This window comes from Amycolatopsis sp. NPDC059027, assembly GCF_042739735.1.
Taxonomy (GTDB): Bacteria; Actinomycetota; Actinomycetes; order Mycobacteriales; family Pseudonocardiaceae; genus Amycolatopsis.
The window spans coordinates 19,481-32,025 of record NZ_JBHYIK010000073.1; the positions used below are offsets into that span (position 1 = coordinate 19,481).

General features: G+C 70.8%; 13 protein-coding genes. 9 read left to right on the forward strand and 4 right to left on the reverse strand.

What is annotated here, in order from left to right; all coding sequences use genetic code 11:
• Position 1: 1 nt before the first annotated feature.
• The 3 genes from ACFWY9_RS36430 to ACFWY9_RS36440 are packed head-to-tail and all read left to right on the forward strand — an operon-like array spanning position 2 to position 2,028.
• On the forward strand, positions 2-193 hold the full coding sequence (locus tag ACFWY9_RS36430) for a ferredoxin (protein ID WP_378329388.1): 192 nt from the start codon (positions 2-4) through the stop codon (positions 191-193).
• Between the two features lie 4 nt (positions 194-197).
• Complete coding sequence (locus tag ACFWY9_RS36435; protein ID WP_378329387.1) at positions 198-1,415, forward strand: NAD(P)/FAD-dependent oxidoreductase; 1,218 nt, start codon at positions 198-200, stop codon at positions 1,413-1,415.
• Positions 1,416-1,425: 10 nt separating this feature from the next.
• Complete coding sequence (locus ACFWY9_RS36440; RefSeq protein WP_378329386.1) at positions 1,426-2,028, forward strand: TetR family transcriptional regulator; 603 nt, start codon at positions 1,426-1,428, stop codon at positions 2,026-2,028.
• 6 nt (positions 2,029-2,034) lie between these two features.
• Here ACFWY9_RS36440 and ACFWY9_RS36445 read toward each other — a convergent pair whose 3' ends face one another.
• The gene (locus ACFWY9_RS36445) at positions 2,035-2,601 is read right to left on the reverse strand and encodes a TetR/AcrR family transcriptional regulator (RefSeq protein WP_378341032.1); all 567 of its coding nucleotides are present in this window, start codon (positions 2,599-2,601) and stop codon (positions 2,035-2,037) included.
• Between the two features lie 99 nt (positions 2,602-2,700).
• On the opposite strand from ACFWY9_RS36445, the gene ACFWY9_RS36450 reads away from it, so the two are divergent.
• The 3 genes from ACFWY9_RS36450 to ACFWY9_RS36460 all read left to right on the forward strand — a co-directional run bounded on the left by ACFWY9_RS36450 (position 2,701) and on the right by ACFWY9_RS36460 (position 5,767).
• Positions 2,701-3,147, forward strand: a complete 447-nt coding sequence (locus ACFWY9_RS36450; RefSeq protein ID WP_378341033.1) for a 4-oxalocrotonate tautomerase family protein — start codon at positions 2,701-2,703, stop codon at positions 3,145-3,147.
• A 23-nt stretch (positions 3,148-3,170) separates the two neighbouring features.
• Positions 3,171-5,414 carry a molybdopterin-dependent oxidoreductase gene (locus ACFWY9_RS36455; RefSeq protein WP_378341034.1) on the forward strand — a complete coding sequence of 748 codons (2,244 nt, stop codon included), beginning with the start codon at positions 3,171-3,173 and terminating at the stop codon, positions 5,412-5,414.
• Positions 5,415-5,554: 140 nt separating this feature from the next.
• On the forward strand, positions 5,555-5,767 hold the full coding sequence (locus tag ACFWY9_RS36460) for a hypothetical protein (protein WP_378329382.1): 213 nt from the start codon (positions 5,555-5,557) through the stop codon (positions 5,765-5,767).
• A 6-nt stretch (positions 5,768-5,773) separates the two neighbouring features.
• On the opposite strand, the gene ACFWY9_RS36465 is transcribed toward ACFWY9_RS36460, so the two are convergent.
• Positions 5,774-7,870 carry an AMP-binding protein gene (locus ACFWY9_RS36465; RefSeq protein WP_378341035.1) on the reverse strand — a complete coding sequence of 699 codons (2,097 nt, stop codon included), beginning with the start codon at positions 7,868-7,870 and terminating at the stop codon, positions 5,774-5,776.
• A gap of 163 nt (positions 7,871-8,033) precedes the next feature.
• A complete protein-coding gene (locus ACFWY9_RS36470; protein ID WP_378341036.1) occupies positions 8,034-8,450 on the reverse strand; it encodes a winged helix-turn-helix transcriptional regulator in 417 nt (138 codons plus the stop codon).
• A 101-nt stretch (positions 8,451-8,551) separates the two neighbouring features.
• Between ACFWY9_RS36470 and ACFWY9_RS36475 the strand changes: the two genes are divergently transcribed.
• The 3 genes from ACFWY9_RS36475 (at position 8,552) to ACFWY9_RS36485 (ending at position 12,023) form a co-directional block, all read left to right on the forward strand.
• Entirely contained in the window at positions 8,552-9,400 is an 849-nt protein-coding gene (locus tag ACFWY9_RS36475; RefSeq protein ID WP_378341037.1) for an alpha/beta fold hydrolase, read from the forward strand.
• Between the two features lie 272 nt (positions 9,401-9,672).
• Entirely contained in the window at positions 9,673-10,272 is a 600-nt protein-coding gene (locus tag ACFWY9_RS36480; RefSeq protein WP_378329378.1) for a DUF6801 domain-containing protein, read from the forward strand.
• Between the two features lie 218 nt (positions 10,273-10,490).
• Positions 10,491-12,023, forward strand: a complete 1,533-nt coding sequence (locus ACFWY9_RS36485) for an adenylate/guanylate cyclase domain-containing protein (RefSeq protein ID WP_378341038.1) — start codon at positions 10,491-10,493, stop codon at positions 12,021-12,023.
• Between the two features lie 12 nt (positions 12,024-12,035).
• Here the strand turns inward: ACFWY9_RS36485 and ACFWY9_RS36490 are convergent, their stop codons facing one another.
• Entirely contained in the window at positions 12,036-12,476 is a 441-nt protein-coding gene (locus ACFWY9_RS36490; RefSeq protein WP_378341039.1) for an Lrp/AsnC family transcriptional regulator, read from the reverse strand.
• Between the last annotated feature and the right edge of the window lie 69 nt (positions 12,477-12,545).

Here is a 12,545-nt window from a genome sequence, read left to right on the forward strand (position 1 = left end):
CATGAACATCGTGGTGGATCGGACCAGGTGCGAGGGCCTGGGCATGTGCGAGGCGATGGCGCACGAGTTCTTCGAGGTGCAGGACGACGGCACCATGGTCGTCCTCGACGAGAACCCGGGCGAGGAACATCGCCGGGAGCTGGCCGCCGCCGTGGACGCGTGCCCGGTGCTCGCGTTGACGTTGAAGGGCTGAAGCCGTGGAGCGCCTCGTGGTCGTCGGCGCCTCGCTCGCGGGACTTCGCGCGGTCGAGAGCGCGCGGCGCGGCGGATACACCGGCTCGATCACCCTGATCGGCGCCGAGGAACACCTGCCGTACGACCGGCCTCCGCTGTCGAAGGCCTTCCTTGGCGAGGGGCACGACGGCGTCGTGACGCCGTTCCGGTCCGCGGACGAGCTCCGGGACGACTGGGACGTCCGGCTGTGCCTTGGCGCTCCGGCGCAGGCGCTCGACACCGCCGAGCGCGAGGTGGTCGTCGACGGCCGCCCGGTGCCGTACGACGCGGCGGTGATCGCGACCGGCGCCACCCCGCACGCTTTCCCGGCAGGACAAGGGATCGCGGGTGTGCACCAGCTGCGCACCGTCGAGGACGCGCTGGCGATCCGGGCCGCGCTCGACGCCGGTGCCCGCACCGTGGTGATCGGCGCCGGGTTCATCGGGTCGGAGGTGGCGTCGGCGGCACGTAAGCGCGGGCTGCCGGTCACCGTCGTGGAGGCGCTGGAACTGCCGCTCATCCGGTCCGTCGGACGCGACGCCGGCGCGATCTGCGCCGAACTCCACCGCGAGAACGGGACCGATCTGCGGCTCGGCACGCGGGTCACGGGCGTCGCTTCGCACGCGGGCCGGGTCATCGGCGTCGTGCTGGACGACGGTGACGAGATCGCCGCCGACCTGGTCGTCGTGGGCATCGGCGTGGCGCCCGCGACGGGCTGGCTGCGGGGGAGCGGTCTGGTGCTGCACGCCGTGGACGGCGGAGTGGTGTGCGGCTCGACGCTGTCCACGAACGTGCCGGGTGTCTACGCGGCGGGCGACGTCGCCCATGCGGCCAGCCCGCTCTTCGACGGCGACCTGATGCGGCTCGAGCACTGGACGAACGCCGCCGAGCAGGGAGCGGCGGCGGCGCGCCACGCGCTCGACCCGGCGTCGGCCGTGCCGCTGGAGCCGGTGCCCTACTTCTGGTCGGACTGGTACGGGCATCGTCTCCAGTTCGTCGGCACCCCGCGTGCCGACGAGGTCCGCGTGACTTCCCGCGCCGTCAAGGGATTCACCGCGCTGTACCGGCGGGGCGACCGGCTGGTGGGCGCGCTGACCGTGGACCGGCCCCGCGAGATCATGAAGTACCGGCGGCGCGTCGCCGAGCGCGGCGAGTGGGAGGAGGCTCTCACCTTCGCCGCTCTGGGGCGGAAGATTGGCTAGCATCACGGATATGACTGTCGCGCCGCCGTCCTCGCGGGAGAAGGAGCTGACGCTGCGAAGCCGGATCGTCGGTGCCGCGGCCAGAGCCACCGTCGAGACCGGCTGGTCCTCGGTGACCATGGGCAAACTCGCCGACCTGGTCGGGGTCAGCAGGCAGACCGTCTACAACGAGATCGGCGGGAAACAGCAGCTCGCCGAGGCGATCGTGCTGGCGGAGCTGCAGAACTTCCTGACGGCGGTGGACGCCGCGTTCGAGGCCTATCCCGGTGATCTGGTGAACGCGGTGCGGCGTGCCTGTCACAACGTGCTCGTCCTGGCCACGAAAACCCCGTTGCTGCACGCGATCGTCAGCGCGTCGCACGGCGCGGGCCACGATCTCCTGCCGCTGCTGACCACCCAGTCGCGGACCCTGATCGAAACCGCGAAAACCGTGCTGCGCGAGCATGTCGAGGCGACGGCGCCCGCGCTGCCCGCCCGCGAGCTGGACGTCGCCATCGACACCGTCGTGCGGACCGTGCTGAGCCACATCATGCAGCCCAGCGCGAGCCCGGACCGCACCGCCGACGACATCGCCCTGCTCGTCGAACGCTTCCTCGCCGGGGTCGCCTCGTAACCGGTTTCAGCCGAACAGCGGGGCGATCTCGGTGACGACGTCGTCGAGCGGGACGCTGCTGCGTTCCGCCCGGCACAGGATCACCGCGCCCTCGATCGCGGCGACCGCGAGGGTGGCGAGCCGCCGCGCCCGGTCGGTGGGTACGCCTTCGCCGACGAGCAGGTCGCGGAGTTTTTCGTGCCAGCGCGCGAAAATCTCCCGGACCAGCTCGGCCGCCTCGGGCAGGTCTTCGCGGTTGTCGACGGCGAGCGCGACGATCGGGCAGCCCGCCCGGTAGCCGCTGTCCAGCAGAGACCGCTTCCAGAACGCCACGAACCCGTCGAGCACCGCGCGGGGATCGCCGTCGGCCACCGCCTGGTCGATCAGCGCGCCGATGAACTCGCCCGCCTGGCCGACCGCGCTGGTGATCAGCTCGTTCCGGCCGCCGGGGAAGTGGTGGTACACCGAGCCGCGGGGCGCGCCACTGCGTGCGAGGACGGCGTCGATGCTCACCCCCGAGGCACCCCGTTCTCGCAGCAACGCGATCGCGCTGTCGAGCATGCGCTGACGGCTCTGTCCTGGCCTTCGCCCCAACTCCGCATCCTCCTCTTCGGTCGGACCCGCTTGACTCAGCATTATGACAGAGTCCATAGTTACTCGACAGTAGCCCTATGTCGCCCCCTGGAGGCCGTCATGCCGCTGATCGACATCACCGTTCCCGCCGGCGCCCTCGGCGACGCCGCGGCCAAGTCCCTGCCGGACGAGCTCGCGACGATCCTGCTGCGCTGGGAAGGCGCCCCGGACACCGAGTTCTTCCGCGAGATCACCTGGGTCTACCTGCACGAGATCCCCGAGGGGGGGCTCGCCGTCGGCGGACGTCCCGGTGGCACGCCGCGTTACCGCGTCGACATCACCGTGCCGGAAGGCGCGTTGTCGCAGCGGCGCAAGGACGGTCTCGTCGCCGACGTCCACGCCGCCGTCACCGCGGCCGCCGGGCTCGACCCCGCCCAGGCGCTGCACGTGTGGACGTTGATCCGCGAAGTCCCGGAAGGGAACTGGGGCGCGGCGGGACAGACCATCCGCTTCGCCGATCTGAAGAAGTCGGCCGCGGCCGAGCGCGAGCGCACTGCGGCGTCCTGAACCGGCGACAGGGAGCGGGAGTCATGACCGACCAGTGGCGCAAGTCCGCGTGCATCCTCTGCGAGTGCAACTGCGGCATCGAAATCAAGCTCGACGGCCGCCGCTTCGACCGGATCCGCGGCGACAAGGAACATCCGGCGTCCGCGGGGTACACCTGCGAAAAGGCGTTGAGGCTCGACCACTACCAGAACGGCAGGCACCGGCTGAATTCCCCGCTGCGTCGTCGCGAGGACGGGACGTACGAGGAAATCGACTGGGACACCGCGCTCCGCGAGATCGCGGAACGGCTTTCGGCCGTACGTGACGCCCACGGCGGCGACAAGATCTTCTTCTACGGCGGGGGCGGCCAGGGCAACCACCTCGGCGGCGTCTACAACCGGGCGCTGCAGGCCGCGCTGGGCGCCAAGTACTTCTCGAACGCCTTGGCGCAGGAGAAGACCGGCGAGATGTGGGTCGACGGCAAGCTCTACGGCGGGCACACCAAGGGCGACTTCGAGCACGCCGAGGTCGTGGTGTTCGTCGGCAAGAATCCCTGGCAGTCGCACAGTTTCCCGCGGGCGCGGCCCACGTTGCGCGAGATCGCGAAGGACCCCGGCCGGACGATGATCGTGCTCGACCCGCGGCGCAGCGAGACCGCGGCGATGGCCGACATCCACCTCCAGGTCAAACCCGGCACCGACGCGTGGTGCCTCGCCGCACTGCTCGGCGTGCTCGTCCAGGAAGGCTTGCTGGACAACGACTTCTTGGCCGAGCACACCACCGGCGCCGAGTCCGTGGTGGCCGCGCTGGCCGAGGTCCCGGTCGCGGTGTACGCGCGGCGGTGCGGTGTCCCCGAAGATCTGCTCAGGACGGCGGCGCGGCGCATCGGGACCGCGTCGAGCGCCACCACCTACGAGGATCTCGGCGTGCAGCAGGCACCGAACAGCACCTTGGTGTCCTATCTGAACAAGCTGATCTGGATCCTCACCGGCAACTTCGGCAGGCCCGGCACGATGTTCCTGCACTCGAGCTTCGCGGCGATCGCGGGTGCCGGGACGGGCGGCAGCGGGAAAAGTGTGCGCGGCAAACGGACCCCGGTGACCGGGGCGCGCATCATTTCCGGCCTGGTGCCGTGCAATTCCATCGCGGAGGAGATCCTCACCGATCATCCCGACCGCTTCCGCGCGATGTGGATCGACAGCGTGAACCCGGCCCATTCACTGGCCGATTCCCGGACTTTCCGCGAGGCGCTGGACGCACTCGACCTGGTCGTGGTCGTCGACGTCGCGTTCACCGAAACGGCCCGGCACGCCGATTACGTGCTGCCCGCGTCCAGTCAGTTCGAGAAGTGGGAAGCCACGTTCTTCAACGTCGAATTCCCGCACAACACCTTCCAGCTGCGCCCGCCCGCGCTCGATCCGCTGCCCGGCACCCTGCCGGAGCCGGAGATCTACGCCCGCGTGCTGCGGCATCTCGACGTCGTCGATGCCGAGGTGATCGCGAAACTCACCGCGGCGGCCCATGCGGGACGCGCCGAGTTCGCGGCCGCGTTCTTCACCGCCGCGGGTGCCGACCCCGCGCTCATGGGCCTCGCGCCGTACGTGCTCTACGAGACGCTGGGCGCGGCCCTTCCCGCCGGGCAACGGGGGACCGCCGCGGTGTGGGGGCTGGCCCAGCTGTGCGCGATGACCCAGCCCGAAGCGGTGCGCCGCGCCGGATTCGCCGACGGCAACGAACTGTTCGAGGCCATCGTGTCGACGCCGTCGGGGGTGACGTTCACCGTCGACGAGTGGGAGGACGTGTGGACCTACGTGCGCCGTCCCGACCGCCGGTTCACCGTCGGGATCCCCGAACTGCTCGGCAAGCTCGGCGAACTGCGGGACGCCGAACCCGGCTGGGTCAGCGAGGAGTTCCCGTTCGTGCTGTCGGCGGGGGAGCGGCGTTCCTTCACCGCCAACACGATCTACCGCGATCCGACCTGGCGGCGCCGGGACGCGGCGGGCGCGCTCCGCGTCAGCCCGGACGACGCGGCGCGGCTCGGGCTCACCTCCGGCGGCCCCGCGCGCGTGGTGACCGAACGCGGCGCGGCCGAGGTCGTCGTCGAGATCACCGACATGATGCAGCCCGGTCACGTCTCGCTGCCCAACGGCCTCGGCGTCGATCACCCCGAACACGGGATCGCCGGTGTGGCCCCGAACGAGCTGACCTCGCTCGGGCATCGGGACTGGCTGGCGGGCACGCCGTGGCACAAGCACGTTCCGGCCCGCGTGGAGGCCGTCGCGCCGTAGTGTCCTTTGTAGACTCAAGTGGGTCCGGGCCCCGCGGTGGCCGTCGTCACCCGGGTACCCGGGCCGCGCGTCCGGCCTCGGGTATACGGTGGGAGGACGGTGCCCAGGGGAGGGCACCCCGGGGGAAGGCGAGGAAGCACATGTCCGGAGCGAATCGGTCCAGTGCCGTCGTGCCCGCGCTGGTGACGGCGAGCGCGGCCGTGCCCGCGGCGCTTCTGTTCGTGCTCAGCGCGGTGCTCGGCATCGGCGGTCTGCCGCTGGCCGCGGCCACGCTCACGCTCGTCGGCGCCGCGCTCGGGCTGATCTGGCTCGGCCAGTCGATGCGGGAGCGAAGGGCCCTCGCGCGCGGCTGACCGGAGTCAGTGCCCCGGCCACACGGGTGCGATGCCGCCGTCCGGGTCGATCGGCCAGGTGTCGTCGTTGAGGAGCCGCTTGAGCACCTTGCCCGTCGCGTTGCGCGGTAGCTCCGGGACGAAGTAGACGTCGCGCGGCACCGCGAACCGGGCCAGCCGCTGGTGGATGTAGGCGCGGATGTCCTCGGCGTGCAGCCGCGCGTTGCGCCGGGGCACGATGTAGGCCGCGAGCCGCTGGCCGTACTCGTTGTCCGGCACCCCGACCACCGCGACCTCGTAGACCCCGGGCAGCGCCATCAGCGCCTCCTCGACCGGCCGGGGGAAGACGTTCTCGCCGCCGGAGACGATCATCTCGTCGGCCCGTCCGGTGACGAACAGCCTGCCGTCCGCGTCGACGTAGCCGACGTCGCCGGTGGCCATCAGGTCGTGGGCCCTGGGCAGGCTCCCGCCGTCGGTGTAGCCGTCGAACAGCATCTCGTTGCCGACGAAGATCTGGCCCTCGCCGCCGGGCGGGACGGGACGGCGGTCCTCGTCGAGGATCGCGACCCGCGTGCCGGGCGGGCAGCGGCCCGCGGTCGTCGGCGCGGCACGCAGGTCGGCGGGGTCGGCGATGCTCGCCCAGGACACCTCGGTCGAGCCGTAGAGGTTGTAGAGCACGTCGCCGAAGGTTTCGGTGAACTCGCGGACGAACGAGCCGGACATCGCCGAGCCGCTGCTCGCCACGATCCGCAGCGAGGACAGGTCGTAGCGGCCGCGGATCCGGGACGGCAGGTCGAGGATCCGCTGCAGCATGATCGGCACCGCGAACAGCGCATGGCACCGCTGTTCGGCGATCGTCCGCAGGGTCTCCTCGGCGTCGAACCGGCGCACCATCGACAGCGACGCCCGCAGCGCCATCCCGATCTGCATCGCGGCCAGCCCCCAGGTGTGGAACAGGGGAGCGGCCACCACGATCCGGTCGTTCGCGCGCAGCGGGATGCGGTCCAGCAGCGCCGCCGCCGCGCCGACACCCTTCGGGGTCGGCCGCCGGGCCCCCTTCGGGACACCGGTGGTGCCGGAGGTGAGCACGACGATCCGGCCGGGCCGGTCCACCGGTTTGCGCCGGGTGGCCTCCGCGCCCGCGATCAGCTCGTCCACAGTCGGGTATCCCGCCTCGGCCTCCGGCCAGGTGCTGACCCGGAGGAACTCGCCGCGGACGTCCTTGATCACGTGGGCGAACTCGTCGTCGGCGAGGACCGCGACCGGCTGGTGCGAGGCGATCACCTTCGCCACCGCGCTCGCCGACAGCCCGGTGTTGAGCAGCACGACGTCGGCGCCGAGCTTGCCGCAGGCGATGAACGACTCCACCATCGCGGCGTGGTTGCGGCACATCAGGGCGACCCGGTCGCGGGCCTTGACCCCGCGGTCCGCGAGCGCGTTCGCCAGGCGGTTGCTGCGTTCCTCGGTCTGGCCGAACGTGCGGACGCAGCGTTCGTCGTGCAGGGCGAGCTCGTCCGGCCCGCGTGCCGCCGCGGCCTGGTACCCGCCCGCCACCGTGGCGCCCCACTGCGCGAGCGAGGTCAGCTGCCGGGCCACCTTGTCGGGCCGTCCAGGGGACAGGACCCCGGCCCGTACCAGCGTGCTCGCGGTTCTCAGCGTCGTGGCTCTGTTGTCCTGCGCGCGGTCCGGCGGGGCGGGGCGGCCGGACAGGTGCAGGTCGATGCGCTGCGCGATCTCCTGAACACTGCGCCGGAGCGCCGCCGAGGACATCTCGCCGCGGGGTGAGGGCAGCATCAGCCGCGCCACGAGTTCGGTGCGGCTGTCCGGGAGCGGGTGTAGTTCGACCGAGACCCAGCTCCGCTCGTCCTGCACGCCACGCCATACGACGTGCTCGCCCGAGCGGTGCACCACGGCGTGGATCTGTTCCTCGACGAGTTCGCCCCGGCGCGGCCGGAGCCGGATCAGGCAGCGCGGGCCGCGGCCGAACGAGGCCGGTTCGACCACCTCGCACCAGCTGATCTCCGGCACGAACCGCGAGTAGCGCTCGGGCGAGCCGACCACTTCCCACACCCGCTCGGGCGGGTGTGCCAGCACGGAGCTCGCCTGGACCACATCGTCACGCATCTGAACCTGCCTCACACCGCGCGCTCGGGCGTTCCCCGGCAAGAACTGACGCCTCCGCGAGCTCAGGATCTGGGGACGCTATCAGCAAACGGGGGTTACCGATACTCCGAATGATCGACTTCGACCCGTCCTGGCGACACCGGCGGTGGGTCCGGGGCGGCGGTCACCGCACCGGGGTGGCAGCGCTTTCCGTGTTCTTCTCGTTCTCGTCACTGCGCGCGTTGGCCTCGTCGATCTCCGCCATGTGCTCCTCGGCCCACGCGCGGACGGCGGCGAGCGGCCCGTCGAGGGAGCGGCCGAGCGGGGTGAGCCGGTAGTGCACCCGTGGCGGCACGGTCGGTTCGACGCGGCGGGCGGCCAGGCCGTCCCGCATCAGGCTGTGCAGGGTCGTGGACAGCATCTTCTGCGACACGCCGGGCATCCGGCGCTTGAGCTCGGCGAAGCGCACTTCGGGCGGATCGGCCTCGGCGAGGACCTTGACGGCCATCGACGTCCACTTCGTGCCGATGCGGTCCAGCAGCCGCCGGGCCGGGCACGCCGGGTCGAACACGTCACCGCGCGGGGCCGGTCGGGAGGTCACCTCGGGCTCACCACCTGTCGGGAAAGTGCCGTCTTGGCGAAGCCTTGACGGTTACCTACGTTGATCTGGTCACCAATGGTAACCACTATCCGGGAGAAGTCATGACCACCACCGTCGAAGGGGTTACCCTGCGGCGCGTCGCGACCAACGGCATCGAGACGTCCGTCGCGGTCGCCGGCACCGGCCCCGCCGTCCTGCTGCTCCACGGCTTCCCGCACACCTGGCGGCTGTGGAGCGCGGTCATTCCCGTGCTGGCGCGGCATTTTCGCGTGCTCGCGCCGGACCTGCGCGGCCTCGGCGCCGGCACCAGGCCGCCCGACGGCTACGACGCGGGCACGCTCGCCGATGACGCGGAGGGGATCCTCGACGCGCTGGGGGAGCCGTCCGCCGCGGTGGTCGGCATCGACGCGGGCACACCGCCGGCGTTCCTGCTGGGCCTGCGTCGCCCGGAGCGGGTCCGGCGGCTCGTGCTGATGGAGTCGCTGCTGGGCGTCCTGCCCGGCGCCGAAGAGTTCCTGGCGGGCGGGAAACCGTGGTGGTTCGGCTTCCACTCCGTGCCCGGGCTGGCCGAGACGGTACTGACCGGGCACGAGGCGGAGTACATCGGCTGGTTCCTCGACTCCGGGACGCACGGCCGTGGTGTGCCCGAGCCGATTCGTGACGCGTTCGTCAGCGCGTACACCGGATCCGACGCACTGCGCGGCGCTTTCGCCCACTACCGCGCGATGCCCGCGAACGCGGAGCTGATCCGGGACGCCGTCCGCGACCGGCGGCTCACCGTGCCCACGATGGCCGTCGGCGCGCACCCGGTCGGGCGGAGTCTGGAACGGCAGCTGCGGCCGATCGCCGACGACCTCGAAGGTCATCTCGTCGAGGACTGCGGGCACATCATCCCGCTCGACCGGCCCGAGGCCCTGCTCGGCCGTCTGCTTCCGTTCCTGGCCGCCTGAAGCGGGCGGCGGCGCGAAAAACTGTCACGGCCGTGCGGGTTCCACATTTCGATATTCACCGGAGGAAGCGTCGAAATCCGCAGTCGGATGACAATGAATGCCGGATTGTTTCGTGCCAGTGTGATGAATAGGAAGATATCTCGTTAAAGTCACACGGCCCGGTTGTCGGGGCCATTATTTACCCACTACCGTTGCCATCGAGCGGCCGGGCACCCGGCCTGCCATTCATTATCCCCCAGTTCAGTATTCGTTCAACGAAGAAGGAGCTGAATGTGACAGCGACCAAAACGCGTACCCGGCTCGCCAGGGCCGGGATCGTCGCGGTGGCGGCGGCCGTCGTCACGGTGTGCGGCGCGGGCGCGGCCAGCGCCGCGGACAAGCCGCTGACCTGGAAGGGTGGCTTCCCGATCATCGGCGACCAGCAGGTGAAAACGGTCGTCCACGTGGACATCCCGGCCAAGGCGACCCCAGGGCAGCCCGTTTCGGTGCCGTTCACCCTCGACGTGGACACCGGGGACGGCGTGGGCGACGGTCTGCGTCTCGTCGGCGGGAAGAAGATCGGCGGCTCGATCGACGCCGCGGTGGCGATCAAGGTCAGCGACGGGAAGTCCATTTCCCTGAAGGTGAACCTGCCCATCCCGGACACGCAGGTTCCGCCGAGCGGCCCGATCAAGTTCACCTCTCAGGGCAAGGTCGATTTCACCGTCCCGCAGGGAACCCCGACCGGGAAGGCGACGATCTCGGTCGACCCGAAGGCCGTCACCCACGTGACGACCGACGTTTCGGACCCGTCGCTGGCGAAGTTCGACGTGAACCTCGCCCTCGACCCGCCGGACCAGGACGCGGTGCTCGGCAGCACCGACGTCGGCTGACGGAAGCACACGACGGACGCTTTCCGCCCGCCCCCCACGGGAAGTGTCCTTTGTGGATTCCATAGCTGTGAAGGCCTCCTTGCCCGCCTTGAGCGCCGGTAAGGAGGCCTTCACGGCATGGGACCGCTTTTTGTCATGCCGATGCGTATTCCGGGTTCCTGTTTTTGTCACTCCACAGTGGACTCCAAGCCTGGCAGGGGTCGTGCTAGGGTTTCGCGGTGAGCGACTTTCCGCCCGTCCCGTTCGGTTCGCGGTTGCTCGGTCCCGCCGGGCAGGATGGGCAAACGCTGCGGATCCGGATCCAGGTGCTGCTCACCATCACCCTGATCGTCGCGAACCTGATCGGCGCCGGAGTCGTCGTGGTGCTGTCGGTGCTCGTCGTGCCGAGCGCGGGGATCGAAAGCCGGACGCTGTCGGTGTGGGCCATCGCGACCCCGGTCTACATCTGCGCGGCGGTGGCGGTCGGCGCCGTCTGGGGCACCCGTGACGCGTTCCGTGCGCTGCGGTGGGTCACCGAGCAGCGGGTGCCCGACGCGGGCGAACGCCGCGCCGCGCTGCGCGTACCGCTGCGGCTGACGCTCGTCCAGCTTTCGCTGTGGGGGCTGGCGACGGTGCTGTTCACCGTGCTGGCGGCGATCCTGCAGCCGAACCTCGTCGCGGCGATCGGATTCACCGTCGGCTTCGCGGGGATCGTCGTCTGCGCGAACGCCTACCTGCTCGGCGAGTTCGCCCTCCGGCCCATCGCCGCCCGCGCGCTCACCGGCGCGGCGTGGCACTCCGCCGGCGCGGGGATCGGGCTGCGGATGCTGCTGTTCTGGTGCCTCGGCACCGGCGTCCCGGTCGCCGGGCTGGTGACGGTCGCGGTGTTCGCGCTGGCCCGCCAGGACGTCTCGGCCACGAAGCTCGCGGTCACCGTCGTCGTGCTCGGCGTGGTGGCGATCGTGTTCGGCATGCTGCTCACGGTGTTCACCACGCGCGCGACGGTGGCGCCGATCCGCTCGGTCCAGGCGGCGTTGCGCAAGGTGCGGCACGGCGAACTGGACGTCGAGATCCCGGTCTACGACGGGACGGAGCTGGGCCTGCTGCAGGCGGGGTTCAACGACATGGTGGCCGGGCTGCGGGAACGGGAACGCATCCGCGACCTGTTCGGCAGGCACGTCGGGCAGGAGGTCGCCCGCGCCGCGGTGGACCGGTTCGCGGAACTGGGCGGCGAGGAACGCGAAGTGTCGGTGCTGTTCGTGGACGTCGTCGGGTCCACCACCATCGCCGCGACCCGCCCGCCGACCGAGGTCGTCGACCTGCTCAACCGCTTCTTCGCCGTCGTCGTCGACGAGATCGACCGGAACCACGGGCTGGTGAACAAGTTCGTCGGCGACGCCGTCCTCGCGATCTTCAACGCGCCCGTCGCCCTCGACGACCACGCCGGGGCGGCACTCGCGGCGGCCCGCGCGATCGGGTCCCGGTTGGCGGCCGAGGTGCCCGGCTGCGCCGCGGGTGTCGGGGTCGCCACCGGGCAGGCCGTCGCGGGCTATGTGGGGGACCGGCGCCGGTTCGAGTACACGGTGATCGGCGACGCGGTGAACGAGGCGGCCCGCCTCACCGACCTCGCGAAGGACGTTCCCGGCAAGGTGCTCGCCTCCTGGCACGCCGTCGAGTCCACTTCGGACGGTGAGGCCGCCCGATGGCGCCCGGCGGGCGAGGTGACGCTACGCGGCCGTCTCGAAGGCACCACGCTGGCGGTCCCGAGCTGACGCCGAGCCGGGTCAGTTCTTGCGGCTGCGCGAGCCGAGGATCATCAGCGTTTTCGTGCCGGTCACCGCGCCGGACCGGCGCAGGTGGTCGATGACCTGCTGCAGGTGGTCGATATCGCGGGCGCGCAGGTGGATCAGCGCGTCGGGGTCGCCCGCGATGGTGAACACCGTCTGCACCTCGGGCAGTTCGGCGGCGTTGCGCATGATCTCCTCGACGCCGGTGGTGCCGACGTACCGGATCTCGGTGAACGCCTCGATGCCCCAGCCGAGCTTGGCGTGGTCGATTTCGACGGTGAACCCGGTGATCACCCCGATGTCGCGGAGACGGTCTACGCGCCGCTTGACCGCGGCGACCGACAGCCCGACCTCCTGGGCCATCTCGGAGTACGTCCGGCGGCCGTCCTCCCGCAGCAACTGCAGGACCCGCAGGTCCGTCTCGTCCACTTCGGCCACTCCGCGCCTCCTCGCTCCGACACGCAAACAATAGTCGCTGAATCAGCGTTCATGAATAGTTCTTTGCGT

Bases quoted from the DNA above. Each gene is read 5' to 3' on its own strand.
- ACFWY9_RS36465 (WP_378341035.1), bottom strand. From the start codon at position 7,870: ATGCGTGACGATGTGGTCCAGGCGAGCTCCGTGCTGGCACACCCGCCC.
- ACFWY9_RS36460 (WP_378329382.1), top strand. From the start codon at position 5,555: ATGTCCGGAGCGAATCGGTCCAGTGCCGTCGTGCCCGCGCTGGTGACG.
- ACFWY9_RS36450 (WP_378341033.1), top strand. From the start codon at position 2,701: ATGCCGCTGATCGACATCACCGTTCCCGCCGGCGCCCTCGGCGACGCC.
- ACFWY9_RS36440 (WP_378329386.1), top strand. From the start codon at position 1,426: ATGACTGTCGCGCCGCCGTCCTCGCGGGAGAAGGAGCTGACGCTGCGA.
- ACFWY9_RS36455 (WP_378341034.1), top strand. From the start codon at position 3,171: ATGACCGACCAGTGGCGCAAGTCCGCGTGCATCCTCTGCGAGTGCAAC.
- ACFWY9_RS36475 (WP_378341037.1), top strand. From the start codon at position 8,552: ATGACCACCACCGTCGAAGGGGTTACCCTGCGGCGCGTCGCGACCAAC.
- ACFWY9_RS36430 (WP_378329388.1), top strand. From the start codon at position 2: ATGAACATCGTGGTGGATCGGACCAGGTGCGAGGGCCTGGGCATGTGC.